This is a genomic window from Streptomyces neyagawaensis (genome assembly GCF_023516595.1).
Taxonomy (GTDB): domain Bacteria; phylum Actinomycetota; class Actinomycetes; order Streptomycetales; family Streptomycetaceae; genus Streptomyces; species Streptomyces neyagawaensis.
The window spans coordinates 91763-115572 of sequence record NZ_JAMGBG010000013.1 but is presented as its reverse complement, the minus strand read 5'-3'; the positions used below and the strand labels follow the sequence as shown (position 1 = coordinate 115572).

Below are 23810 nucleotides of genomic sequence, written 5' to 3'. Positions count from 1 at the left end.
CAGCGTAGGGGAGGCGGCGCGGCGGACCGGGCAGAAGGGGGCCGGACATATGGAACTCATGCGTCCGCCACCTGGCTGTTGTGTACGGGACAGAAGATCGTCGAACCTGGCCACTCCAATGCTCCAGGACAACTACCTTCAGGAGAAGGCCAGATGACCCACGCAGCCCACAGGGCGACCCAGCCGCACTCGTCCCACTCACCGGAACTGCGTGCCGCCGCACGCCACTTCGACCGCCGTCGCTTCCTCACCCTCACCGGCGCCGCCGCCGCGCTGGCCCTCGCCACCAACCTCCCGACGGCGGGCGCCGCGGCCGCCGCCGAACTGGACCCGGGCCGGATCACCGAGAACCCCTTCACCCTCGGCGTGGCCTCCGGCGACCCGCTGCCCACCTCCGTGCTCCTGTGGACCCGGCTCGCCCCCAAACCGTATGAGCCCGACGGCGGTCTGCCCGCCGAACGCGTCGTCGTCCGCTGGGAGATCGCCCGCGACGAGGACTTCCGACGTGTCGTCAGACGTGGTGCCGCCCTCGCCCACCCCGAGTTCCACCACACCGTCCACGTCGAGGTCCCCCACCTCGACCCGGGCCGCGAGTACTACTACCGCTTCCGTGCCGGCTCCTGGATCAGCGACACCGGGCGCACCCGCACCGCCCCCGGACGCGGCCATCTCTCCGGCGCCTCGGAGCTCTCCTTCGCGGCCGTCTCCTGCCAGCGGTACGACCAGGGCTACTACACCGCCTACCGGCACCTCGCGAACGAGGACATCGATGTCGTCCTCCACCTCGGGGACTACCTCTACGAGTACGCCGTGAACGCCGTCGGCGGCGCCCGCAACTACACCGACCGCGTCCTGCCCGCCCACTTCAACCACGAGACCGTCACCCTGGAGGACTACCGGCTGCGGTACGCCCTCTACAAGACCGACCCCGACCTCCAGGCGGCCCACCGCGCGCACCCCTTCGTCGTCACCTGGGACGACCACGAGACCGAGAACAACTACGCCGGCGACAACGACGAGCACGACAGCCCGCCCGAGGAGTTCCTGCTGCGCCGCGCCGCCGCCTACCGCGCCTACTGGGAGAACCAGCCGCTGCGTCGCCGACAGCGGCCCGACGGCCCCGACATGCGGCTCTACCGCCGCTTCTCCTGGGGCCGCCTCGCCCAGTTCGACATCCTCGACACCCGCCAGTACCGCGACAACCAGGCCCAGGGCGACGGCTGGCAGATACCCGGCCCGGAGTCCGCCGACCCGGCGCGCTCCATCACGGGCGACGAGCAGGAGCAGTGGCTGCTGGACGGCTGGGCCGACTCCGACGCGATCTGGAACGTCGTCCCCCAGCAGGTCACCTTCTCCCAGCGCCGCAACGCCGTCGGCGAGAACTACAAGGTGTCGATGGACTCCTGGGACGGCTACCGGGCCTCCCGCGAACGCGTCCTCGCCGGCGCGGAGGACGCCGGCATCGAGAACCTGATGGTCCTCACCGGCGACGTCCACGTCGGCTACGCCTTCGACATCAAGCGCGACTTCGACGACCGCTCCTCGCGCACCGTCGGCGCGGAACTCGTCGCCACCTCCGTCAGCAGCGGCGGCAACGGCTCCGACAAGCCCGCCAACTGGGACACCTACATGACCGCCAACCCGCACATGCGGTTCTACAACGGCCGCCGCGGCTATCTGACGGTCTCCCTCGACAGGACGCAGGCCCGCGCCGACTTCCACGCCCTGCCGTACGTGACGACGCCGGACGCGGGCCTCACCACGGTCGCCTCCTTCGCGATGGAGGCGGGCAACCCGGGCCTCACGCCGCTGTAGCCGGCGATGGAGGCGGGCAACCCCGGCCTCACGCCGGTGTAGCCACCAGATCGCCGTCCCGCCTGCCGTCCTCGCCGGGGTAGCGGACGCCGACGCGTTCCCGGATCGCGTCGAGCGTCCGCATCACGGCGAGGGTGCCGTCCAGCGGGACCAGCGGGGACTCGGTCTCGCCCGCGCGCAGGGCCCGCATCACCTCGGTGGCCTCGTGCCGGAAGCTGTTGCGGGGACCGTCGGCCGGGTCCGCGGCGAAGGTCTGCGGCTCACGGCCGTCGCGGTGCAGCACGAAGTGGTCCGGGAAGAAGAAGCCGTTCGGGATGTCGATACGGCCCTGCGAGCCGGTGACCGACGCCGAGGTGGCCGTACCGCCGACGATGGAGCAGTGCACCGAAGCGATGGCACCGCTCTCCCAGGAGAGCAGTGCTCCGGTCTGGAGATCGACGCCCTCGTCCGAGAGCACCGCTCTCCCCGTGACGTCCGAGGGCTCCCCGAGCAGCAGCTGCGCGAACGAGATCGGGTACACCCCGAGGTCCAGCAGCGCGCCCCCGCCCTGCGCCGGGTCCCGCAGCCGGTGCGACGGCGGCAGTGCTCCGTTCCTCGCCCCCGGCAAGAGGTGCCCCGCGAGCCCGAAGTCCGCCTGCACGGTCCGCACGTCACCGATCGCGCCGTCCCGCACCATCTCCGCGAGCCGCCGGACCAGCGGATTGCAGTACATCCACATGGCCTCCATCAGGAACCGCCCACGCCCCCGCGCCAGCGCGACCAGTTCCTCGGCCTCCCGCACGTTCAGCGTGAACGGCTTCTCGCACAGCACGCCCCGGCCCGCCTCCAGGCACATCCCGGCGGCGACCCGGTGCGCCGAGTGCGGCGTGGCGACGTACACCACGTCGACGTCCTCGTCCTCGGCGAGCGCGCGCCACTCGCCGTACGCGCGCGGTATCCCGAACCGCTCGGCGAACGCCTTCGCCGACTGCTCGCTGCGCGACGCGACCGCCACGACCTCGGCGTCCGGCAGATCGACGAGGTCCGCCGTGAAGCTCGCGGCGATCCCTCCGGTCGCCAGAATCCCCCACCGCACCCGCCCGTCCCGCGCCATCGCCACCCCTGTCCTCGGCCCCGGGGCGCGGTGGTGACCCCGCCCACGTCGTACGAGCTGAGAGCATAGGTGGCGGACCGAACAGTCAGGGAGGGGCACATGCCCGAGGGGCACATACCGGGCTCGGCGGCGGACGGGTCGAACACGGTGGCGGCGGGCGGGCACCCGGAGCCGGACACGGCGGCGGCGACCGGACCGACGGAGGGGCTGCCCGAGACGGCGGTGTCCGGCCCCGACCACCCGCGGTCCGGCGCCGAACCGGCGGAGCGAACGCCACCGAACCCGGAACCGGAGCGGCCGGCCGACGAGCAGCCACCGGCGCCGCGCTCGGGGCCGACGAAGGCCACCCCCGTCGCCCTGCGCCGCACCGGGCTCCTCGTCACCCTCGTCCTCGGCGGGCTCACCGCCACGCCGCCCCTGGCGATGGACATGTACCTCCCGGCGCTGCCGGAGGTCACCAACTCGCTGCACGCCCCCGCCGCCACCGTCCAGCTGACCCTCACCGCCTGCCTCGCCGGTATGGCCCTCGGCCAGCTGCTGATCGGCCCGATGAGCGACCGCTGGGGCCGCAGGCGCCCCCTCCTCCTCGGCCTCGCCGTCTACGTCCTCGCCACCGCGCTGTGCGCCCTCGCCCCGACCGTCGAGACCCTCATCGCCTTCCGCCTGGTGCAGGGTCTCGCCGGCTCCGCCGGGATCGTGATCGCCCGGGCCGTCGTACGCGACCTGTACGACGGCGACGCCATGGCCCGCTTCTTCTCCACCCTGATGCTGATCTCCGGGGTGGCCCCGATCGTCGCGCCCCTCGTCGGCGGCCAGATCCTCCGCGTCACCGACTGGCGGGGCGTCTTCGTCGTCCTCACCGTCATCGGCGCCGCCCTCCTCGCGGTCGTCTGGGCGCGCCTCCCCGAGACGCTGGCCCCCGCCGAACGCCACGGCGGCGGCGTCGGCGAGACCCTGCACGCCATGCGCGGCCTGCTCACCGACCGCGTCTTCATGGGCTACGTCCTCGCCGGCGGCTTCGCCTTCGCCGCGCTCTTCGCCTACATCAGCGCCTCCCCGTTCGTGATCCAGGAGATCTACGGCGCCTCCCCGCAGACGTTCAGCATCCTGTTCGGCGTCAACTCGGTCGGCCTTGTCATCGTCGGCCAGATCAACGGCAAGGTCCTCGTCGGCCGGGTGAGCCTCGACAAGGTGTTCGCGGTCGGCCTCACCGTCATCATGCTCGCCGCGACCGCCCTGCTGCTGATGTCGCTGGGCGCCTTCGGCGAGGTCGGTCTGGCCCCGGTCGCCGCGGCGCTGTTCGTGCTGATGTCCGCGATGGGCGTCACCCTCCCCAACACGCAGGCGCTCGCCCTCATGCGGGTGCGGCACGCGGCGGGGTCGGCGTCGGCGCTGCTGGGTACCTCGTCCTTCCTGATCGGCGCGATAGCGTCCCCCCTGGTCGGCGTCGCGGGCGAGGAAACCGCCGTCCCCATGGCCGTCGTCCAACTCACCGCGACACTGGTGGCGGCGACCTGCTTCGTGGCACTGTGCCGTCCCTGGAACAAGCGTACGAAGGCAGAGGATGGGGGTATGCCCCTCCCGAGCGGAACCGAGAGGAAGGGGGAGGAGAGCTGAGCGCGCCGAGACTGCGCACGGACACCCCGGAACGGGCCGGACTCGACCCCGAGGAACTGCGCCATCTCGTCCGCGAGGTGCGCGCGCTGACGGAAGGCGACCGGCCCCGGGCGCCCGCCGCCGTCGTCCTCGCCGGCCGCGGTCCCGTCATCGCCGTCGAGGAGGCGGCGGGCTGGGCGGTCCGCTACGAGTCCTACGACGAACACACCGGCAGCGGGGTGGAACTGCCGCCCCGGTCCCGCGTCCCGGCGACCCCCGACACCCCCTTCGACCTGGCCTCCCTCACCAAGCTGTTCACCGCCGTCGCGGCGGTCCAGCAACTGGAGCGCGGCACCCTCGGCATCGACGCGAAGGTTGCCGCGTACCTGCCCGACTTCTCCGGCGCCGCCGCGCACGGCCTCACCGTCCGCCATCTCCTCACCCACACCTCGGGGCTGCGACCCGAACTCCCGCTGTACGACTGCGGTTCCGCCGAGGCGCGGCTGGCGATGCTGCGGCGCGAGGAGCCGATGACGGCGCCGGGCACGGTTCATCTCTACTCCGATCTCAACCTCCTGCTCCTCCAGCACGTCCTCGAACGCCTCACGGGCCGGGGCCTGGACGACCTGATCCACGTCGGCATCACCCGCCCCCTGGGCATGACCGCCACGGCCTTCGGGCCCTGCCCCGGCGCGGCGGCGACGGAGGACCAGCGTCGGCCCTGGGGGAAGGCCGAACGGGGCATGCTGCGGGGTCAGGTCCACGACGAGAACGCGTGGGCGCTCGGCGGGGTCGCCGGACATGCGGGACTCTTCTCGACGGCCCGGGACCTCGCGGTGTTCTGCCGCACCCTGCTGGCCGGCGGCTCCTACGGCCCCGCCCGCATCCTCGGCCCCGACTTCGTGGAGCTGATGCTGACGCCACCGGGGCTCGGGTTCGCCGTCGACCAGCCCTGGTTCATGGGCGAACTGGCGGGCCGCGGAGCCGCCGGCCACACCGGCTTCACCGGCACGTCCCTCGTCCTCGACCAGTCCACGGACACGTTCCTGATCCTCCTGACCAACGCGGTCCACCCCCGTCGCGGGGCCCCTCTGAACGCGGCCCGAGCGGCGGCGGGGACCAGGGTGGCGCGGGCGGTGCGGGGGATGTGAGCGGGTTCGGATGCGCGCCGCAGGGGGTCGTCGTGGGGGGCCGCGGTGGGGGCCGCCGTGGGGCGCCGGGCTTCGGCGCGGGCGTGTGGTCCGGGCCTCGTAGAATTCCTTCGTGAACGCCCCTCTCTCCCCGTCCGACACCCTCCGGACCGCTCTCGCCCATCTGCTCGACGGGCTTCCGCCGAAGGCGGCCGCGCAGGCGGTGGAGCGGCTGATCGTGAACTACCGGGGGCGGACGCCCACCGACGCGCCCGTGCTGCGGGACCGGTCGGACGTGGTGGCGTACGCGGCGTACCGGATGCCGGCCACGTTCGAGGCGGTGTGCGCGGCGCTGGAGGCGTTCGCGCGGGCCGTGCCCGGCTGGGAACCCGGCAGCCATGTGGACGTCGGCGGAGGCACGGGCGCCGCGACCTGGGCCGTGAACGCGACCTGGCCGGGCGGGCGCCCGGTGACGGTGCTCGACTGGGCGGAACCGGCGCTCGCGCTGGGCCGGGAGATCGCCGCCGCCCACCCGGACCTCAAGCCCACCGAGTGGCAGCGCTCTCGTATCGGAGCGGCGCTCACCATCGAGAGCACTGATCTCGTCACGATCTCCTACGTCCTCGGCGAGCTCACCGACGCCGACCGGACCGCCGTGGTCGACGCCGCAGCGACCGCCGCGCAGGCCGTCGTGGTCATCGAGCCCGGCACCCCCGACGGCTACGCCCGTGTCATCGACGCCCGCGACCGCCTGGTCGCCGCCGGGTTCCACGTCGCCGCTCCCTGCCCGCACAGCGCGGCCTGCCCGATCGTCCCCGGCGAGGACTGGTGCCACTTCGCCGCCCGCGTCAGCCGCTCCTCCCTGCACCGGCAGGTCAAGGGCGGCTCCCTGGCGTACGAGGACGAGAAGTTCAGCTACGTCGCCGCGACCCGCTTCGCCCCGGCCCCGGCCGCCTCCCGTGTCGTGCGCAAGCCCCAGATCCGCAAGGGCCAGGTCCTCCTCGACCTCTGCGGAACCGGGACCGGGACCTCGACCACCACGGACGCCGCCACCACTGCCCTCTCTGGCGCCGACGGCGACGGCGGGAGTGGGCCCGGCACCGGCTCCGGCCCCGTTCCCACCCTCGGTCGGACCACCGTCACCAAACGCCATGGCCCGCTCTACAAAGCGGCCCGTGACGCCGACTGGGGCGACGCCTGGCCCCCGCCGACCGGGGACGACGACCGGGCCTGAGCCCTCGCCCCCGGAAGGCGGCCGCTAGTACGACGACGGGGGCGGGCCCGCCGTGCCCGCGGGGCCCGCCGCGCCTGGCACGTACGGCTGGGCGGCGGGCGGTGTCGGCCAGGGATGGGACGACTGCGGCAGCGCGGGCCCCGCGGGCGTGGAGCGCTGGGCGCCGACGAGGGTGAGCGCGGTCGCCGCGAGGCTCAGGAGGACGGCGCCGGTCAGCAGGTAGAAGCCGAGGCCGAAGCTCATCTCCTGGGTCTCCGACTCCCACTGTGTGACGCTTACCGACTCCATCACGACCGCCAGGGTCGTGCCGAACAGCACCGCCCCGCCCGCGACCCCGAGCCCCCGTCGCAGCGCGGGTCGTCGCCCGGGGCCCACCAGCAGGAAGACGGCCGCGACGAGGGCGGCGACGATCCCGACCAGCAGCGAGACCCCGTCGAACTGCACCCTGTCGACCGCCCCGTTCGCCGACACCAGGCCCTCGGCGAACTCGGTCCGATGGGACCACGCCTTCGACACGCTCTCGACGACCACCTCGTCCTTCTCCCTGTCGCGGTAGTCGACCGCCGAGTTCAGCGTGGTGAACGAACCGCCGATCGTGAGCGCCGCACCGAGGGCCAGCAGCGCCCCGGACAGCCGGTCGGACACCCCGCCCGTGCCGCTCGCCGGGCCGGGCGGGGCGCTCGCGTAGGGGTACGGGGCCGACGGCGGGGGAGGGGCCGGCCACCCTTGCCCGGGCGCGGGGGGCGTCGGGGACACCGGGGGCGCCGACGGGTGGGGGACCGGATGGTTGGGGACCGGCGGCTGGGAGGCCGGGGGCGAGGGCGCCGGGGGTGGGGAGGCCGGGGGCTGGGGTGGTGTGCCCGGCTGGTCCGCCGGCTGGCCGGATTGCGTCGGTTCCGTCATCTCATGATGATACTGAGGTCAGTTCGTGTGCATAAGGTGAACTCTGCTTGTCAAAAGCCGAGTTGTGACCGTCAAAATCGGTTGCGGCGCCGGGGGTGCCTCGGGCTAAGTCGTGATCATGTCGACGACAGCGCCCCATCTGGAAGAGATCACCCCGGCCAACATCGAGGCCGCGCTGGCCCTTCGTGTCCGCCCCGACCAGGAGCACGCCGTGGAGCCGGTCGTGAAGTCCCTCGCGGAGGCGTACGTCCATCCCGGCGTCGCCTGGCCCCGCCTCATCCGGGACGGCGACCGGGCCGTCGGCTTCCTCATGGCCTTCCTCGACATCGACTGGAAGGGCGACGGCAGCGGCACGGACATCCGCTCCGGCCTGTGGCGTCTCAACATCGACGCCGCTGAACAGGGCCGGGGGTACGGCCGGTTCGCCGTGGAGTCCGTCGCCGCCGAGATCCGCCGCCGGGGCGGTACTCGCCTCCATGTCACCTGGCATCCGGGCCCCGACGGCCCCGAGTCCTTCTATCGCCGCCTCGGCTTCGACCTCACCGGCGAGACGAGCGGCGGCCAGACGGTCGGCGTACTGAACCTGCCCGACCGCCCCCTCTCCTGACCCCGGTCGGCCGCTCGCGCGGCCCCGGTCGGCCCTGCGCGTGGCCCCGGCCGGCCGCACGCACGGCCCCGACCGACCGCTCTCCTGACCCCGGCCAACCGGCCAACCGGCCAACCGCCCGCCCGCCCGCCCGAAACCCGTGCGCCGCGCAGCCCGCCCCGCCCCGCCCGCAAGCCGCGGCGGGGCGGCCCCGCACGGGTTCACGATGCCTCGCCGTCCGCTTCCGGCGCTTCCGTCGCTTCCTGCCTCCCGGCGCCCTCCTCCACGCGTTTCTCCTGGAGCTTCCGCAGCAGCTCCCGCTTCTGGGCCTGCGGATCGACGCCGCCGCCGACCCGGCCGCCCCGCCCTCCGCCCCGCAGGGCCTCGCGGCCCAGGTTCCGGCGGGCGCCGCCCACTCCCAGCATGTTTCCTGCTCCACCACGGGTCATGACGGTCTCCTTCTGCTCATCAATCCAATGCGGGACGATACGTTCCGTCTCGCTCGTCGACCGCTCCACTGTCAGGCGAGACGCACCGTCTTGTCAACCTGATAAGTTCGGGGCATGGCCAACAAGACCGCCCCTGACTCCACCCGCCGCAGCGAGAAGTCCCGCCGCGCCATCTACGACGCCGCCCTCGCCCTCGTCGGCGAGGTCGGCTACCAGAAGACGACCATCGAGGGCATCGCCGCCCGCGCCGGCGTCGGCAAGCAGACGATCTACCGCTGGTGGTCGTCCAAGGCGGACGTCCTGCTGGAGGCGTTCCTCGACCTGAGCGCCCAGGCGGCGGAGGCGGCGGCCCGGCCCGAGGTCCTCGGGGAGCAGGCCCAGTACGAGATCCCCGACACCGGGGACCTGGAGGCCGACCTCAAGGCCGTGCTGCGCGCCACCGTGGACGAACTGCTCGACCCCAAGTTCGAGGTCCCCTCACGCGCCCTGGCCGCCGAGGGCGTCGTCAACCGCCAGCTCGGCACCGAATTCGTCGCCAAGCTCCTCGAACCCCAGCTCCAGCTGTATGTGAAGCGCCTGCGGGCGGCCCAGGAGCAGGGGGCCGTGCGCCCCGACATCGACCCGCGCATCGCCCTGGAACTCTTCGTCTCCCCGCTCGCCCAGCGCTGGCTCCAGTACACGGGCCCCATCTCGTACGACTACACGGACGCCCTGGTCGAATACGCCCTGTACGGCCTCGCCCCCCGCTGACTCGTCGAGCGCCGTCAACTCTCCGCACCGGTGTGACCAAACCGACCGGACCGAGCCCCGCGGCGGGCTGTAAATCCCGTCAAAGCATGGAATAGCGCACCATCCCTGTCCGCGCTCCGGCTTCGCCCCACCTACCCCGGATGGGCGCTCCGGTCCCCTGCGACGCAGGATGGTGGGACGATGAGGCATGCTGTCCGCACCACAGCGAGGCGAGGGGATAGATGAGCGCGACGTTCGGCGGCCGGTCCGGTCGGCAGGGCAGGATCTCCGAGTGGCTGCGGGGCCGACGCGCAGGCCGCCCGCTCGACGAGACCCCCGACGCCGCCGGCCGTGAGGCGCTGCTGCTCGCAGCAGCCGCCGCCGGACTCCCGCTCGCGCCCGCCGCGCACCCCTCGGGCTACCGGTGCTCCTGCGACCGCGTCGGCTGTCCGACGCCCGCCCGCCACCCGGTGTCCTTCGCCTGGCAGACGCAGTCCACCACCGACCGCGCCCAGGTGGAGCGATGGGCCCGGCACCAGCCGGAGGCCAACTTCATCACCGCCACCGGCATGGTCCACGACGTACTCGACGTACCGCTCGCCGCCGGCCGCCGGGCCCTGGAGCGGCTGCTCGCCTCCGGTGTGGAGGTGGGGCCCGTCGCCGAGTCGGAGTCCGAGGCGGAGGACGGACGGCTCCTCTTCTTCACCCACACCCGGGGCACCCCCGAGGACGAGGACGAGTGGTGGCCCTGCGAGCTGGACTGCCACCCGGAGACCATGGACGAGCATCCCGGCCTGCGCTGGCACTGCCGGGGCTCCTACGTCCTCGTACCACCCGCCCGGCTCCCCGGTGACGTCGCCGTCCACTGGGTGCGCGGCCCGGAGCACCCGCTGCCCGACCCGCTGAGCCTGCTGGAGATCCTCACCGACGAATGCGCCCGCCACGCGGCCGGGAAACCGGACACCACCGCCTGGCCGCAGCACGGCTGAACCCCGGAGGCGTCACCCGCCCCCGGGGAACGGGCCCCGTCTGTCACTCGCCCTTCGCTGTCACTCGCCCTTCGCGGACGTGAGACCGCCCACCTGGCCGAGGAACCTCACCTGCTCGTCGGACGCCGTCCGCGCCGGGTCCAGGACCGCCTGGTTGGAGACGAACTCCAGCGTCAGCGACTGCCGCGGCTCGCCCGTCATCAGCGCCCGGACAGCCGCGTCGTTCACGGGGATGTCCACGCCCTGCGCGGCCGTCTGCTTCTCGTAGTGGCGGGTCGTGAAGAAGACCAGCGCTCCGCCGTCCGTGGTGCGCAGCCCGACCGGCGCGTAGTCGCCGTTCGTGAGGGGCTCGTCGACGTACTGCCGCACGATGCCCGGCCGTTGCGCGTTCTTCTGGCGCTTCGCGCGCTCCTGCGAGGTGTACGGGCCGTCGGCGAAGAGGGCGCTGTCCTCCTTCAGATACGTCACGTACTTCTCGGGCAGCTCCGCCGGGGCCACCGACAACTGGGGGTCGTCGGCGGCCACCACCTGCGCGTAGCCGTCCTCGTCCTTCTTGAACTGCGGGACGTCGGAGGCGGGCATGATCGTGAGGAAGGACACCTCCCACACGTCGTCCAGACCGTCGCGGGTGAACACGAACAGCCAACGGTCGCTGTTCCGGCCCTTGTTGGCGGCCGCGTCGACCAGGAACCAGCGGGGCCAGGCCGCCTTCTCGGGGATCGTGTACTTCACGTCGCTCAGCTTCAGCGGCACATGGTCGGGGTTGCCGCTCGGGCTGATCTTCGCGCCCGAGCGGAGCTTGCCGCCGTCGATGTCGGCGAGGGCGCCGGTCACCCGCGACGCGTCCCGGGACTGGTCGTACTCCTTGTCCGCGTCGTTGTACGCGGCGGTGAACTCCTCCAGCGCCCGCGCCGCCTCGCCCTGGGTCGACGAGGGCACGATCTCCAGATCGCCGCGGACCACCACGCACCCGCTCGCCGTCAGCGACAGCACGGCCACCGCCGCGCTCAGCAGCGCCCCGCAGCCGTGACGCCGAAGCCCGCGCCGCCCCTCGCGCGTACGAACCGGACGAACCTCACGAAGCCTTCGTGTGCTCGGAACCCCGCGAACCCTGCTCATCAGGAACCTTCACCTTCCCCTTCCCGGAGGCGAACCCTACCGGGGCGAGGAACAACGCGAGCGTCGGGACCAGATACAGGAGCCAGACCGTGACTTGGAGGACCGTCGGGTCGGGCTGGAAGTTGAACACGCCCTTCAGCAGGGTGCCGTACCAGCTGTCCGGCGGGATCGTCCCCGTGATGTCGAACGCCTTGTCCGTGAGGCCCGGCAGGAAGTCCGCCTCCTGGAGGTCGTGGAAGCCGTACGCGAGGACGCCGGCCGCGACCACGACCAGCATGCCGCCGGTCCACGTGAAGAACTTGGACAGGTTGATGCGCAGGGCACCCCGGTAGAACAGCCAGCCGAGGACCACCGCGCTCGCGAGGCCCAGCAGCACTCCGATCAGCGGGCCCTCCGTGCCGTCGCTGGACGCCCGGACGGACGTCCACACGAACAGCGAGGTCTCCAGGCCCTCCCGGCCCACCGCCAGGAACGCGGTGGCCACCAGGGCGCCCGTGCCCAACTGGAGGGCCGTGTCGAGCTTGCCGTGCAGCTCCGACCGCAGGTGCCGGGCCGTGCGGCGCATCCAGAAGACCATCCACGTCACCAGGCCCACCGCGATGATGGACAGTGAGCCGCCGAGCGCCTCCTGCGCCTCGAACGTCATCTCCTGCGAGCCGAACTCGAGGACGCAGCCGAAGGCCAGGGCGAGACCGACGGCGGCACCGATACCGATCCAGATGGGCTTCAGGGCGTCCCGGCGCTCGGTCTTCACCAGGTAGGCGATGAGGATGCAGACGACGAGACTGGCCTCCAGGCCCTCGCGCAGTCCGATCAGATAGTTCGCGAACACAGGGTCAGCCCTCCGTCGTCGAGGAGAACAGCGCCCGTCCCCACCAGTCGTCCGCGTCGCGGACGCCGGGCGGGACGGCGAAGATCGCCGAACCCACGTGCTGGATGTACTCGTTGAGCGCGTCCGTGGCCAGGTTGCGCTGGATCGGGATGAACCCCTTGCGCACGTCCCGCTGGTACGCGAGGAAGAACAGCCCCGCGTCCAGGCGGCCCAGGCCGTCGGTGCCGTCGGTGAACGAGTAGCCGCGGCGCAGGATCGTCGCCCCGCCGTTGGAGTCGGGGTGCGCGAGCCGTACGTGCGCGTCGGGCTTCATCGCCTTCAGGAACGGCTCGTCCCGCTCCTTCGCCTTGCCGACGGGCGCGCCCTCGCCCTTGTCGCGGCCGAAGATGTCCTCCTGCTCCTGGAGCGAGGTCCGGTCCCAGGGCTCGATGTGCATCCGGATGCGCCGGGCCACCAGGTACGAGCCGCCGGCCATCCAGGCGGGCCCGTCCTTCTCGTCCACCCACACGTGCTTCTTCAGACGGGCGGTCTCCGTGCCCGCGATGTTGCGGGTGCCGTCCTTGAACCCCATGAGGTTGCGGGGGGTCTGCGCCTCGGGCGTGGTCGACGAGGTCTTGCCGAAGCCGAGCTGGGACCAGCGCACCGACACCTTGCCGAAGCCGATGCGGGCTAGGTTGCGGATGGCGTGCACCGCGACCTGCGGATCGTCCGCGCACGCCTGGACGCACAGGTCGCCGCCGCTGCGGGCCCGGTCCAGGTTGTCGCCGGCGAACTGCGGCAGGTCCACCAGCGCCTCGGGGCGCTGCTTCGCCAGCCCGAACCGCTCGAACAGCGAGGGCCCGAAGCCGACGGTGAGGGTCAGCCGGGACGGCTTCAGCCCCAGCGCCTCCCCGGTGTCGTCCGGGGGCGCCTCCGCGAGACCGCCGTACGCGCCGTCGCCGACCGCCTTCCCGGCGGTCATCCGGCGCGCGGCCTCCGTCCAGTCCTTCAGCATTGCCACGAACGCCTCGCGGTCGTCCGTCTCCACGTCGAACGCGGCGAAGTGCAGCCGGTCCTGCACCGGCGTCGCGATACCGGCCTGGTGGGTGCCGTGGAAGGCGATGGGACCGCCGGCGGCCACCGTCTCCACGGTGTCCTCGCCCGGACGGGCCACGGCCACGGCGCCCCCGGCGACGGCGGCGCCGAGCGCGAGGCCGGCACCGCCCCAGCCGATCAGCGCCCGCCGCGACGGCGCCCGCGAGCCGTCACCGGCCGGGGTGCCGGCCCCCGCGGTGTCGGTCGAGGCGGTGTCGTCGCCGGTCGTGCCGTCGGTGCCGGCGACCCCGTCCCCGGTGCCGTCGGTGGTGTTCTGGGTGGTGTCCGTCATGACTGCCGACTCTCTTCCGTCGCCTACTTCACGACCGCCGCTGCGAGCTGCGAGAGCGGCTCGGCGAGCGCGTTCACCGCGTCCGACAGCTTGTTCTGCTCGGCCTTGCTGACCTTGTCGTAGGAGACGAAGTCGTAACCCGTCTTGTCCGCGCGGTACTTGTCGAGCAGCGTGTTCAGCGCCGTGAACTGCTTGTCGAGTTCCTTCGTCAGCTCCGGGTCGTTCTCGGCGGCGACGGCCTTCAGCAGCTTGTACGACTCCTCGGCGCCCTCGACGTTCGCCTTGAAGTCGACGAGGTCGGTGTGCGAGTAGCGCTCCTCCTCGCCGGTGACCTTGCCGGTGGCGACCTCGTCGAGGAGTTCCTTGGCGCCGTTGGCCATGGAGGTCGGGGTGATCTCCGCCTTGCCGACCCGCTTCTGCCAGTCGACCAGGTCCTTCACCAGCTGGTCGGCCAGCTCGGAGTCACGGTCGGTGAGCTTGCCGTCCTTCCACAGCGAGCGCTCCAGACGGTGCCAGCCGGTCCAGTCCTTCTCCGGGTCCTGGCCCTCCTCCAGACCGTCCTCGCGGACATCGACCTTCGGGTCGATGTCACCGAAGGACTCGGCGACCGGCTCGGTGCGCTCCCAGCCGATGCGGGAGGGCGCGTACGCCTTCTTCGCCGCCTCGACGTCGCCGTCCTTGACGGCCTCGGCGAACACCTTCACCAGCGGGATCGTCTCGTTGGCCTGCGTCTGCACGTACTTGCGGTACGAGGCCACGGCCTCGTCCAGCCGCGGGTCGCGCTTCGCCACCTTGCCGGAACCGGTCGCGGTGACGTCCTGCCGTATGCCGTCGCCCTTCATGCCCGGCTTGCACGCGATCCGGTAGTCGCCCGCCTTCACCTCGGCGGTGACCTTCTGCTTGGTGCCGGGGCCGATGTTCTCGCGCTCGGTGACGACACGGTCGTCGGGGAAGAGGAGGTAGACCTCGGTGACCTTCGAGCCCTTGTTCTCGATGTCCAGCTCGACGTGCCCGGCCGGGAACTCCTTCTTCGACACCTCGCACTTGGTGTCGGTCGCGGTCACCGCGATGACCCCGTCCGCGCCCGCGCTGCTCTTCTCGGTGCAGCCCGTGACGGCGGTCAGGGCCGCGACGGTCGTGGCGGCGGTGACGAAGGACAGTCTGAGGGGGCGCATTTCGGCTCCAAGGAAGGACAGGGGAACACACAGATAAGGTGAGGCTGCCCCAAGTTATCTGAGGCTTACCTCACCAGATGCCGTGCCTCCAGTGAAGCCCGCGCCCCGGCGCCCGTACGAGCACGGCCCGATCACGGTGGCCCAAAACAGGACCCATCGTTCAGTCAAGGGCCGGTCAAGTTTCCCATTCCGCGGTCAAGAACCCCGTTTCGGTGTGATCAAGACATCACCGGCCCTGTGATCAAGACATCACCGGTCCGAGGACGCGGGACGCCGCGACCGCCCGCCGGTGACCGGGGGAAAAGCGACCGAGTGGCCCGGGTGATGCTTCAATTCCGCATGTGACTGACTTCGATGTGCTGCGGGTGTTCTGCGGGCCCGGCGGCGGATACGGCAACGAACTGGGCGTCGTCCGCGAGGGCTCCGTGATGCCCGACCGTGCCGACCGCCAGGCGTTCGCCGCCAAACTCGGCTTCAGCGAGACCGTGTTCGTGGACGACCCCGAGCGCGGAGTCATCGACATCTACACCCCCACGCTGCGCCTGCCGTTCGCCGGGTACCCCTGCGTCGGCACGGCCTGGCTCCTCGACGTACCCGAACTGGTCACCCCGGCCGGTGTCGTCGGCGCCCGGCTGGACGGCGAGTTCAGCTGGATCGAGGCCCTGCCCGAATGGGCGCCGCCCCGCACTTTCCGTCAGTACGGCACCGCCGCCGAGATCGACGACCTCACGGTCCCGCCGCCCGGTGAGTGGATCTACGCCTGGGCCTGGGAGGACGAGGCCGCCGGCCGGATCCGGGCCCGCGCCTTCCCCGGCCGCGACGACGGCATCGACGAGGACGAGGCCACCGGCGCGGCAGCCCTCCAGCTCACCGCCCAGCTGGGCCGCGCCCTGAACATCACCCAGGGCGCGGGCTCCCAGCTCCTGACGGCCCCACAGCCGCACGGCTGGGTGGAGGTCGGCGGAAGGGTGTTCCTGGAGCGCTGAGGAAGCGGTCCGGAACGGTGAGGTAGCGGTGCGGAACGCTGAGGTGGCGGTGCGGAGTGATGAGGTAGCGGCGCGGAGCGATGAGGTAGCGGCGCGGAGCGATGAGGTAGCGGTGCGGAACGCTGAGGTGGCGGTGCGGCCGGTCCGTCCCGACCGCTCCGCCGCACGCCTCACGCGGACAGGGGGAACTCCTCGCCCAGGGCCAGGAACACCGCCGTGTTCAGGGCGAACGCCCGCTTGCACTCGCTCACGATCCGCTGCTTCTCCAGATCGTCCGCCCGCACCCGGTCCAGCAGCTCGCGGTACCCCCGCTTGAACGCGGCCGGATTGGCGATGTCCTCGAACACGTAGAAGCGGACGCCGTCGCCCTTCCGCTCGAAGCCCCATGTCTTCTCGGCCCGGTCCCGGATGATCTGCCCGCCGGAGAGATCGCCGAGATAGCGCGTGTAGTGGTGGGCCACATAACCGCCGGGCCAGCTCCGCGCGCACTCGGCGACCCGCGCCGCGTACGCCTCCGTCGCCGGCAGTGCCGAGAGCGTCGAACGCCAGCGCGGCCCGCGTAGATGCCCCAGGTCCCGCTCCAGCGCGGCCAGCCGCATCAGCTCCGGCTGGATGAACGGCCCGGCGACCGGGTCGTCGACCAGTGCCCGCGCGCCGCTCTCCAGTGCCTCGTACACGAACCACAGCTGCTCGGTGTACCGCGTGTACGCCTCGACGCCGAGTTTGCCGCCGAGCATGTCGCCCATGAACGTCGTGGTCTCCGCCTCGGTGTGCTGCTCGTGCGACGCGGTGCGGATGAGCGTGGAGAACGCCGTGTCCGAGGTGACCGACGCGTTCATGAAGGCCTCCGATGCCTAGGGGGAGACGAGAAGCTGTGCTCAGTTTCGGTGGTTAGGCTTACCTAAGTCAACAGGTTCCCGACTCCCTGTCGGTAAAAACGGTACCCCGGATCATCACGACTCCCACATGGAATGAGGACGAGATGAAAAAACCCGCCTGGGGCCCGGGAGGGCCGAAGGCGGGTGGGGTGGCACGGCGCGGGTGGGCCCGCGGGCGGGCCGGGTGTCACGGAAGGGTGCTGGGTGTCACGGCGCGTGCCGCTGTCACGACAGGGCTCCGGGTGTCACGGGAGGGTGAGGATGTCCGCCCCTGTCTCCGTGACGACCAGCGTGTGCTCGAACTGGGCGGTGCGCTTGCGGTCCTTGGTCACGACCGTCCAGCCGTCGTCCCACATGTCGTAGTCGTACGACCCGAGGGTGAGCATCGGCTCGATCGTGAAGGTCATTCCGGGCTGCATCACGGTCGTGGCGTGCGGGGAGTCGTAGTGCGGGATGATCAGCCCGGAGTGGAACGACGAGTTGATCCCGTGCCCCGTGAAGTCGCGCACGACCCCGTACCCGAACCGCTTGGCGTACGACTCGATGACCCGCCCGATGATGTTGATCTGCCGCCCCGGCTTGACGGCCTTGATGGCGCGGGTGAGGGACTCGCGGGTCCGCTCGACGAGCAGCTTCGACTCCTCGTCGACGTCACCCACGAGGTACGTGGCGTTGTTGTCGCCGTGGACGCCGCCGATGTACGCCGTCACGTCGAGGTTGACGATGTCGCCGTCGCGCAGCACGGTCGAGTCGGGGATGCCGTGGCAGATGACCTCGTTGACGGAGGTGCACAGCGACTTGGGGAAGCCTCGGTAGCCGAGGGTGGAGGGGTAGGCCCCGTGGTCGCACATGTACTCGTGGGCGACGCGGTCCAGCTCGTCGGTGGTGACGCCGGGGGCGATGTGCTTGGCGGCCTCGGCCATCGCCCGGGCCGCGATCCGCCCGGCGATCCGCATCGCCTCGATCGTCTCGGGCGTCTGCACCTCGGGTCCGGTGTACGGGGTGGGGGAGGGCTTGCCCACGTACTCGGGGCGGCGGATGTGCCCCGGGACGGAGCGGGCGGGGGAGAGCGTCCCCGGTGCGAGCAGCGACTGGCCAGACATGCCAGCGAGTTTAACCAGCGGTGGTGGGGGACCATGTCGGTGACGACTGGTGAAGGGAACTCAGGCCATGCCCCTGTTCAAACGCCGCGCGGCCGGCAAGCCCGGCGAGTGGTACTACTGCCTGGAGCACAAGAAGGTGGAGGAGGGCCCGGACTGCCCCGGCAAGGACCGCATGGGCCCGTACGCCAGCCGCGAGGAGGCCACCCGCGCGATGGAGACGGCCCGCGACCGCAACGCGGAATGGGAGAACGACCCCCGCTGGCAGGACGCCCCGACGGGCGAGGACGGCCGCGAGGGCTGACCGCCGGGGCGGGGCGGGGCGACGGTGCCCGGGGGTGGGCCGACGGGTCGTGGTGACGGCGCCCCCGCCGCTCCGGCGGCCGGGACGGAAAAGTGGCCGTGTGAGTGGGGGTGCGATCCGCACCGGCTTGGGCGAGGCTGACGGTATGGCTTCTGCGATGCCCGTGGTCGTGTACCCGCCCGACGAGGACGGGGGCCGCCGCGTACGCGTGGACGGCGAGATCCTGGGCCGCGCGTACGACCTCCGCGACATCGGCGAGTTCCTCCGCCGGGCGGGCATCGAGGACGCCGACGAGACGTACGTGGCCCAGTCCGCCTTGATCGAATGGCGAGGCGGAGGCCCAAACACGTGGACCCCGTAACACCCGAGACCCGCCAACGCCGCCGCCCCCCATGGGAGACCCGTACGGGTGATGGGGGAGTGTCGGGCGGTGCGGGGCGGGGCAATGCGGTGGCCCGCAGTCGCCGACGGCGCCGGCCCCCCACGGGAGACCCGTACGTGTGATGGGGGAGTGTCGGGCGGTGCGGGGCGGGGCAATGCGGTGGCCCGCAGTCGCCGACGGCGCCGGCCCCCCACGGGAGACCCGTACGTGTGATGGGGGAGTGTCGGGCGGTGCGGGGCGGGGCAATGCGGTGGCCCGCAGTCGCCGACGGCGCCGGCCCCCCACGGGAGACCCGTACGTGTGATGGGGGAGTGTCGGGCGGTGCGGGGCGGGGCAATGCGGTGGCCCGCAGTCGCCGACGGCGCCGGCCCCTCGCGGGAGACCCGCACGTGTGACTGGGGAGTGTCGGGCGGTGCGGGGCGGGGCAATGCGGTGGCCCGCAGTCGCCGACGGCGCCGCCCCCCACGGGAGACCCGCACGTGCGACCGGGGAGTCACGGGCCGGGCGGGTGGGCAAGCGCCCGCCCCGCCCGCATCCGCACCGCATGCTCATTCGTCCGCACGTCATACGTCATCAGCTTTGGCAGACACACCGCCAACACCCCCACCGCCGCCACACACAACACCCCACCGGCCCACACGGACGCCCGCACCGACGTCCACGCGGCCATCGCCCCCGCCCGCACCTGCCCCAGCTGGGGCCCCACGGAGTACGACAGCAGCTCGATCCCGGCGAGCCGCCCCCGCAACTCGTCGGGGATGGTCTGGTTCCACATGGCCGCCCGGAAGATCCCGCTGACCATGTCGAAGCCCCCGCCCAGCACCAGGAACGCCAGCACCAGCCACACCTCACGCACCAGCCCCGCCCCCACCACGGACAGCCCCCACAACGCCGCCGCCAGCACCACCATCCGCCCGTGCCGATGCACCCGAGACGTCCACCCGCTGGTCAACGTCACCAGCAGCGCCCCGGTCGGCAGCGCCGCGTACATCAGCCCCAGCGACCACTCCGCGTCCAACTCGTCCGCGAGGAACGGCAGTACGGCCAACGGCATCGCCAGGAACATGGCGGCGAGATCGACGGCGTACGTACCGAGCAGTTCCTTCCGGCTCCAGGCGTACCGCGCGCCCTCCGCGATCGACCGCCACGACGGCTTCGCGGCCTCGTGCGAGGCGGGGGAGGGCGCCAGCCCCACGGCCAGGGCGACGGAGACGACGAACGTCGCGAGATCCGCCGCGTACGCCCAGCCCAGCCCGGCGTACGCGACGACCACCCCGGCGAGGGCGGGCGCGGCGACACCGCCGACGGTCCACCGCAGCGAGTTGAGGGAGGCGGCGGCCGGCAGATGCTCGTGCGGGACGATCCGGGGGACGATGGAGTCGAGGGCCGGCCGTTGCACCGCGACGAGCGCGGAGGAGAGGGCGGCGACGAGGTACAGCGGCCACACGAACGGCTCGGGCAGCAACGCGTTCACGAGGAGCGCCGCGCACAGCAGGCCCTGCCCGACCTCGGTCCACAGGATCAGGGCTCGCTTGTCGAGGGCGTCCGCGAGGGCCCCGCCGTAGAGCCCGAACACGATGAGCGGTACGAGTTCGACGGCCCCGATGGCCCCGACCGCCGCGACCGACCCCGTCAGCTCCTTCATCTGTACGGGCAGCGCGACGAAGGTCAGGAAACTCCCGAAGTTGGTGATCAGCCCGGCCACCCACAGCCGCCGAAAGTCCACGGACACCCGCCAGGGAGCGAGATCCGGCAACAACGAAACGAGCCGCGCGGCCGTGCCGGAGGGCGAGGGAACCGGCGCCGAAGGGGGCGAGGCGGAAGCGGAGGGGGAGGGCGCCGGAGGGAGTCCGGGCGAAACCGAAGGGGGAGACGCCTCGGCGAGAACAGGCGAAGCGGGAGGGAGGGGCGCCGAAGGAGAGGAGGGCGGCGCGGGCGTCGCCGTGGGGGAAGGCGCTACAGGGGATGTCGGTGCGTGCGAAGCCGTGGGGGAAAGCGCCGTGGGGGACGCCTCTGCGGGCGGAGCCGAAGGCGAGGGAACGGCCGCTGGTGAACGCGTGGTCGAGGCAGCGGCAGAGGCGCACTCGTCGTCATCGGATCTACTCACGCCGCCCCATGCTCAGCCGCGCCACCGCCTGGAGCAACCAGTTTTTTCAGGCCCCGCCCACTTCCAACTCGGCCTTCCCCTGCCCTCCCCCCAACCAGCCCGTCCCCGTCCCCATGACCTCGGCCGCCCTTCTCTCGCGTCCCCCGTGCCTTCGGCCGCCCCTCTCTCGCCTCCCCCATCACCTCGGCCGCCCTTCTCTCGCGTCACCTCTCCACCCCGGCTGCCCGCAGCGGCGACCCGTCTTCCGAAGGCAGCTCACACGAGCGAGTCGGGTGGGTGAGTGGGCGAGATCCGTCACCACCGGGCCGGCGGTGGGGACGTCAGGTGGTCCGCCAGTCGGGACAGACGGTCACGCAACCCGCCCCGCCCCCTCCGCCGGGGCACCACGTTCTCCCCGGCCGCCGCGCTGACCAGGTGCTGCACGGTGTCGAGGTCGACCTCCCGCTCGTCCGGCGCCACCAGCGCCTCGTGGGCCATCGTGTCCAGCTCCCGGTGCCCGGTGTCCAGCGCGAGGACCCTCGCCCCGGCCCGCCGCGCGTCGTCGACCCGCTCCAGCAGACCGGCCCCCGGCGCGGACGGCGCCACCACGAGCAGGGTCTCGCCCCGGCGGGCCTTTGACAGCCGGCCCAGCCCGACCGCGAGGTGCGCCGGATCCGAGGGGCGCGTGGCATGCCGTACGAGCGTGGGGGACAGCTCCGGGGTCCCGGACCAGGCCGCCTCGTCCACCAGATGCGCCGCGAGGTGCCACGGCTCGTACTCGGCGGTGCCGACGAGGAGTAGTCCGCCCCCGTACGACTCCACGGACCGCCGCAGTATCCCCGCGAACCGCCGTGTCGCCCCCAGCCACTCGGTCCCGGCGAGCACCTCGCGCAACAACGCGACCCGTATGGCATCCATGCGCCAGCATCCTGCCGCAACCGGCCACTCGTGACCCGGTGTTCACCGCGATTTCGCCCGAGCCGGGCACGCACGGCGAGTCAGCCCCGCACCCACATCCCGCAACCCAAGGAGCCCCTCATGCCCCCCACGGCCGACACCACCCCCGAATGCACTACTCCCGAATCCACTGCTCCCGAGACCACCACCCCCGAATCCAGCACCCCCTTCCGAGCCGGCCGCGAAGGCTACGCCAGCTTTCGGATCCCGGCGGTCGTGCGTACGGCGTCCGGCGCTCTGCTGGCCTTCTGCGAGGGGCGGGTCGGCGGGCGGGAGGACTTCGGGAACATCGACATCGTGGTGAAGCGGTCGACGGACGGCGGTCGCAGCTGGGGCCCGCTGCGGGTCGCCGCCGAGAACGGGGACGGCCTCGCGGGCAACCCCGCCCCCGTGGTGCTGGACACCGGCCGCATCCTGCTCGTCCACGTCAGGAACGCCGCGTCCGCCACCGAGGACGCCATCCGCCGGGGCACCGTGAGCGCCGCGGACGGGCGGCGGGTCTGGGTGCGGCACAGCGACGACGAGGGGGAGACCTGGTCGAGCCCCCGGGAGATCACCGAGGACACCAAGAAGAGGGAGTGGCGCTGGTACGCCACCACCCCCGGGCACGCGATCCAGCTGAGCTCCGGCCGCGTCGTCGTCCCCGCCAACCACTCCCTCCCGCCGACGGGCACCGACAACGGCACGGAGGGCAAGTACAACGGCGGCCACTGCCTGCTCAGCGACGACCGCGGCGAGACCTGGCGGATCGGCTACGTCGACGACAACACCGACGGCTACATCAACGTCAACGAGACCACCGCCGCGGAACTCCCCGACGGACGCGTCTACTTCAACACCCGCAACGACTCCCCGGCCCCCGGAACCCGCGCCGACGCGTACTCCGCCGACGGTGGCGCGAGCCTGGTCAAGCCGTTCCGGCCGCAGGCGGGCCTCGTCGGCCCGGTCGTCGAGGGCAGCCTCCTCCAGCTGAGCGACCCCGATCTGAGCGGCCCCGACCTGCTCCTCTACTCCGGCCCCGCCGACCCCGGCTTCCGCGCCCTGATGACCGTATGGGCCAGCACCGACCACGGCACGACCTGGCGGGTCGCCCACACCGTCGACGGGCTGCCCGCCGCGTACTCCGACCTCGTCCGCGTCGACGAGCACACGGTCGGGCTCCTCTACGAGACGGGCGACTTCAGCGCGTACGAGACGATCACGTTCCGCAGGATCCCTGTCACCGCCCTCCGGTAACCGCCCGTGCCCGGCCCACCCCCGCCACGACCGCGCACGTAAAGTCAGCCCATGACCTCTACTGACAGTGCACAGACGACCCCCGGTACGCCCGAGACCCCCGGTGCGGCGCCCGCCAAGGCCCCGGTCAAGGACCCCTGGGACCTCCCCGATGTCTCCGGGCTCGTCATCGGCGTGCTCGGGGGCACCGGGCCGCAGGGCAAGGGCCTCGCGTACCGCTTCGCCAAGGCCGGCCAGAAGGTGATCATCGGCTCGCGGGCCGCCGACCGCGCGCAGGCCGCCGCCGAGGAACTCGGCCACGGCGTGGAGGGCGCGGACAACGCCGAGACCGCGCGCCGCAGCGACATCGTGATCGTCGCGGTGCCGTGGGACGGGCACGCCAAGACCCTGGAGTCCCTGCGCGAGGAACTGGCCGGCAAGCTCGTCGTCGACTGTGTCAACCCGCTCGGCTTCGACAAGAAGGGCGCTTACGCGCTCAAGCCGGAGGAGGGCAGCGCCGCCGAGCAGGCCGCCGCCCTGCTGCCGGACTCACGGGTCACCGCCGCCTTCCACCACCTGTCCGCGGTCCTTCTGGAGGACCCGGCGATCGAGGAGATCGACACCGATGTGATGGTGCTCGGCGAGGTCCGGGCCGACGTCGAGATCGTGCAGGCGCTGGCGGGTCGCATCCCCGGTATGCGGGGCGTCTTCGCGGGCCGGCTGCGCAATGCCCACCAGGTGGAGGCGCTGGTCGCCAACCTGATCTCCGTGAATCGCCGCTACAAGGCGCACGCCGGGATCCGCCTGACCGACGTGTGAGGCCGCGCCGGGCATGGGGGACACTGGACGCCGTACGACCCCGTCGTCACGACCTCGTCGTCACGAC

At 72.2% G+C, this 23810-nt stretch carries 23 protein-coding genes; 12 read left to right on the top strand and 11 right to left on the bottom strand.

Going from position 1 to position 23810, the window contains the following annotated elements; translation table 11 throughout:
- The first annotated feature begins 153 nt into the window (after window positions 1–153).
- Window positions 154–1815 (top strand): alkaline phosphatase D family protein, encoded by a 1662-nt coding sequence (locus tag M8J73_RS08755; RefSeq protein ID WP_055541671.1) that lies wholly within the window; start codon window positions 154–156, stop codon window positions 1813–1815.
- A 28-nt stretch (window positions 1816–1843) separates the two neighbouring features.
- Here M8J73_RS08755 and M8J73_RS08750 read toward each other — a convergent pair whose 3' ends face one another.
- Window positions 1844–2908, bottom strand: coding sequence for a Gfo/Idh/MocA family protein (locus tag M8J73_RS08750; RefSeq protein ID WP_249828425.1), 1065 nt, complete (start codon window positions 2906–2908; stop codon window positions 1844–1846).
- A 99-nt stretch (window positions 2909–3007) separates the two neighbouring features.
- Between M8J73_RS08750 and M8J73_RS08745 the strand changes: the two genes are divergently transcribed.
- The 3 genes from M8J73_RS08745 (at window position 3008) to M8J73_RS08735 (ending at window position 6868) form a co-directional block, all read left to right on the top strand.
- The gene (locus M8J73_RS08745) at window positions 3008–4525 is read left to right on the top strand and encodes a multidrug effflux MFS transporter (protein ID WP_055543283.1); all 1518 of its coding nucleotides are present in this window, start codon (window positions 3008–3010) and stop codon (window positions 4523–4525) included.
- Window positions 4438–5655, top strand: a complete 1218-nt coding sequence (locus M8J73_RS08740; protein ID WP_372503918.1) for a serine hydrolase domain-containing protein — start codon at window positions 4438–4440, stop codon at window positions 5653–5655. Before M8J73_RS08745 ends, M8J73_RS08740 begins: the two co-directional genes overlap by 88 nt.
- Window positions 5656–5767: 112 nt before the next feature.
- Window positions 5768–6868, top strand: coding sequence for a small ribosomal subunit Rsm22 family protein (locus M8J73_RS08735; RefSeq protein WP_055542349.1), 1101 nt, complete (start codon window positions 5768–5770; stop codon window positions 6866–6868).
- 24 nt (window positions 6869–6892) lie between these two features.
- Here M8J73_RS08735 and M8J73_RS08730 read toward each other — a convergent pair whose 3' ends face one another.
- Complete coding sequence (locus M8J73_RS08730; RefSeq protein WP_249828424.1) at window positions 6893–7771, bottom strand: TMEM127 family protein; 879 nt, start codon at window positions 7769–7771, stop codon at window positions 6893–6895.
- A 118-nt stretch (window positions 7772–7889) separates the two neighbouring features.
- On the opposite strand from M8J73_RS08730, the gene M8J73_RS08725 reads away from it, so the two are divergent.
- Window positions 7890–8378: a GNAT family N-acetyltransferase gene (locus M8J73_RS08725; protein ID WP_249828423.1), complete on the top strand. Its 489-nt coding sequence runs from the start codon at window positions 7890–7892 to the stop codon at window positions 8376–8378.
- Between the two features lie 200 nt (window positions 8379–8578).
- Here M8J73_RS08725 and M8J73_RS08720 read toward each other — a convergent pair whose 3' ends face one another.
- Window positions 8579–8806, bottom strand: a complete 228-nt coding sequence (locus M8J73_RS08720; protein WP_249828422.1) for a DUF6243 family protein — start codon at window positions 8804–8806, stop codon at window positions 8579–8581.
- Window positions 8807–8920: 114 nt separating this feature from the next.
- Between M8J73_RS08720 and M8J73_RS08715 the strand changes: the two genes are divergently transcribed.
- Together M8J73_RS08715 and M8J73_RS08710 are read left to right on the top strand one after the other, a co-directional pair.
- Window positions 8921–9556 (top strand): TetR/AcrR family transcriptional regulator, encoded by a 636-nt coding sequence (locus M8J73_RS08715; RefSeq protein WP_055513803.1) that lies wholly within the window; start codon window positions 8921–8923, stop codon window positions 9554–9556.
- Between the two features lie 221 nt (window positions 9557–9777).
- A complete protein-coding gene (locus M8J73_RS08710) occupies window positions 9778–10524 on the top strand; it encodes a bifunctional DNA primase/polymerase (RefSeq protein ID WP_055537709.1) in 747 nt (248 codons plus the stop codon).
- A 60-nt stretch (window positions 10525–10584) separates the two neighbouring features.
- On the opposite strand, the gene M8J73_RS08705 is transcribed toward M8J73_RS08710, so the two are convergent.
- From M8J73_RS08705 to efeO, 4 genes are read right to left on the bottom strand one after another with little or no spacing between them, the layout of a single operon-like run.
- Complete coding sequence (locus tag M8J73_RS08705; RefSeq protein WP_079054719.1) at window positions 10585–11643, bottom strand: SCO2278 family lipoprotein; 1059 nt, start codon at window positions 11641–11643, stop codon at window positions 10585–10587.
- The gene (efeU, locus tag M8J73_RS08700) at window positions 11600–12475 is read right to left on the bottom strand and encodes an iron uptake transporter permease EfeU (protein WP_055537710.1); all 876 of its coding nucleotides are present in this window, start codon (window positions 12473–12475) and stop codon (window positions 11600–11602) included. Before efeU ends, M8J73_RS08705 begins: the two co-directional genes overlap by 44 nt.
- Before the next feature lie 4 nt (window positions 12476–12479).
- A complete protein-coding gene (gene efeB, locus M8J73_RS08695) occupies window positions 12480–13841 on the bottom strand; it encodes an iron uptake transporter deferrochelatase/peroxidase subunit (protein WP_079054720.1) in 1362 nt (453 codons plus the stop codon).
- A gap of 23 nt (window positions 13842–13864) precedes the next feature.
- A complete protein-coding gene (gene efeO / locus M8J73_RS08690) occupies window positions 13865–15016 on the bottom strand; it encodes an iron uptake system protein EfeO (RefSeq protein WP_055537711.1) in 1152 nt (383 codons plus the stop codon).
- A 341-nt stretch (window positions 15017–15357) separates the two neighbouring features.
- Here efeO and M8J73_RS08685 point away from each other — a divergent pair, with 341 nt between their 5' ends.
- Window positions 15358–16002, top strand: a complete 645-nt coding sequence (locus M8J73_RS08685) for a PhzF family phenazine biosynthesis protein (protein WP_055537712.1) — start codon at window positions 15358–15360, stop codon at window positions 16000–16002.
- Window positions 16003–16172: 170 nt separating this feature from the next.
- Here M8J73_RS08685 and M8J73_RS08680 read toward each other — a convergent pair whose 3' ends face one another.
- The gene (locus tag M8J73_RS08680; protein WP_249828421.1) at window positions 16173–16841 is read right to left on the bottom strand and encodes a biliverdin-producing heme oxygenase; all 669 of its coding nucleotides are present in this window, start codon (window positions 16839–16841) and stop codon (window positions 16173–16175) included.
- 284 nt (window positions 16842–17125) lie between these two features.
- The gene (gene map, locus M8J73_RS08675) at window positions 17126–17983 is read right to left on the bottom strand and encodes a type I methionyl aminopeptidase (RefSeq protein WP_249828420.1); all 858 of its coding nucleotides are present in this window, start codon (window positions 17981–17983) and stop codon (window positions 17126–17128) included.
- Between the two features lie 67 nt (window positions 17984–18050).
- On the opposite strand from map, the gene M8J73_RS08670 reads away from it, so the two are divergent.
- Together M8J73_RS08670 and M8J73_RS08665 are read left to right on the top strand one after the other, a co-directional pair.
- On the top strand, window positions 18051–18284 hold the full coding sequence (locus M8J73_RS08670) for a hypothetical protein (RefSeq protein WP_249828419.1): 234 nt from the start codon (window positions 18051–18053) through the stop codon (window positions 18282–18284).
- Window positions 18285–18429: 145 nt separating this feature from the next.
- The gene (locus M8J73_RS08665) at window positions 18430–18645 is read left to right on the top strand and encodes a hypothetical protein (RefSeq protein WP_099964910.1); all 216 of its coding nucleotides are present in this window, start codon (window positions 18430–18432) and stop codon (window positions 18643–18645) included.
- A 514-nt stretch (window positions 18646–19159) separates the two neighbouring features.
- Here the strand turns inward: M8J73_RS08665 and M8J73_RS08660 are convergent.
- Together M8J73_RS08660 and M8J73_RS08655 are read right to left on the bottom strand one after the other, a co-directional pair.
- Window positions 19160–20425 carry an MFS transporter gene (locus tag M8J73_RS08660; protein WP_249828418.1) on the bottom strand — a complete coding sequence of 422 codons (1266 nt, stop codon included), beginning with the start codon at window positions 20423–20425 and terminating at the stop codon, window positions 19160–19162.
- 642 nt (window positions 20426–21067) lie between these two features.
- On the bottom strand, window positions 21068–21670 hold the full coding sequence (locus M8J73_RS08655; protein WP_249828417.1) for a hypothetical protein: 603 nt from the start codon (window positions 21668–21670) through the stop codon (window positions 21068–21070).
- 120 nt (window positions 21671–21790) lie between these two features.
- On the opposite strand from M8J73_RS08655, the gene M8J73_RS08650 reads away from it, so the two are divergent.
- Window positions 21791–22945 (top strand): sialidase family protein, encoded by a 1155-nt coding sequence (locus M8J73_RS08650; protein WP_249828416.1) that lies wholly within the window; start codon window positions 21791–21793, stop codon window positions 22943–22945.
- 51 nt (window positions 22946–22996) lie between these two features.
- Window positions 22997–23743: an NADPH-dependent F420 reductase gene (gene npdG / locus M8J73_RS08645; RefSeq protein ID WP_055543128.1), complete on the top strand. Its 747-nt coding sequence runs from the start codon at window positions 22997–22999 to the stop codon at window positions 23741–23743.
- The last annotated feature ends 67 nt before the right edge of the window (window positions 23744–23810 follow it).

What these genes read in the sequence shown, in the direction of transcription:
- M8J73_RS08755 (WP_055541671.1), top strand. Translation starts at nt 154, where the DNA reads ATGACCCACGCAGCCCACAGGGCGACCCAGCCGCACTCGTCCCACTCA.
- M8J73_RS08750 (WP_249828425.1), bottom strand. Translation starts at nt 2,908, where the DNA reads ATGGCGCGGGACGGGCGGGTGCGGTGGGGGATTCTGGCGACCGGAGGG.
- M8J73_RS08745 (WP_055543283.1), top strand. Translation starts at nt 3,008, where the DNA reads ATGCCCGAGGGGCACATACCGGGCTCGGCGGCGGACGGGTCGAACACG.
- M8J73_RS08730 (WP_249828424.1), bottom strand. Translation starts at nt 7,771, where the DNA reads ATGACGGAACCGACGCAATCCGGCCAGCCGGCGGACCAGCCGGGCACA.
- M8J73_RS08725 (WP_249828423.1), top strand. Translation starts at nt 7,890, where the DNA reads ATGTCGACGACAGCGCCCCATCTGGAAGAGATCACCCCGGCCAACATC.
- M8J73_RS08720 (WP_249828422.1), bottom strand. Translation starts at nt 8,806, where the DNA reads ATGACCCGTGGTGGAGCAGGAAACATGCTGGGAGTGGGCGGCGCCCGC.
- M8J73_RS08715 (WP_055513803.1), top strand. Translation starts at nt 8,921, where the DNA reads ATGGCCAACAAGACCGCCCCTGACTCCACCCGCCGCAGCGAGAAGTCC.
- M8J73_RS08710 (WP_055537709.1), top strand. Translation starts at nt 9,778, where the DNA reads ATGAGCGCGACGTTCGGCGGCCGGTCCGGTCGGCAGGGCAGGATCTCC.
- M8J73_RS08705 (WP_079054719.1), bottom strand. Translation starts at nt 11,643, where the DNA reads ATGAGCAGGGTTCGCGGGGTTCCGAGCACACGAAGGCTTCGTGAGGTT.
- efeB (WP_079054720.1), bottom strand. Translation starts at nt 13,841, where the DNA reads ATGACGGACACCACCCAGAACACCACCGACGGCACCGGGGACGGGGTC.
- efeO (WP_055537711.1), bottom strand. Translation starts at nt 15,016, where the DNA reads ATGCGCCCCCTCAGACTGTCCTTCGTCACCGCCGCCACGACCGTCGCG.
- M8J73_RS08680 (WP_249828421.1), bottom strand. Translation starts at nt 16,841, where the DNA reads ATGAACGCGTCGGTCACCTCGGACACGGCGTTCTCCACGCTCATCCGC.
- map (WP_249828420.1), bottom strand. Translation starts at nt 17,983, where the DNA reads ATGTCTGGCCAGTCGCTGCTCGCACCGGGGACGCTCTCCCCCGCCCGC.
- M8J73_RS08670 (WP_249828419.1), top strand. Translation starts at nt 18,051, where the DNA reads ATGCCCCTGTTCAAACGCCGCGCGGCCGGCAAGCCCGGCGAGTGGTAC.
- M8J73_RS08665 (WP_099964910.1), top strand. Translation starts at nt 18,430, where the DNA reads ATGGCTTCTGCGATGCCCGTGGTCGTGTACCCGCCCGACGAGGACGGG.
- M8J73_RS08655 (WP_249828417.1), bottom strand. Translation starts at nt 21,670, where the DNA reads ATGGATGCCATACGGGTCGCGTTGTTGCGCGAGGTGCTCGCCGGGACC.
- M8J73_RS08650 (WP_249828416.1), top strand. Translation starts at nt 21,791, where the DNA reads ATGCCCCCCACGGCCGACACCACCCCCGAATGCACTACTCCCGAATCC.
- npdG (WP_055543128.1), top strand. Translation starts at nt 22,997, where the DNA reads ATGACCTCTACTGACAGTGCACAGACGACCCCCGGTACGCCCGAGACC.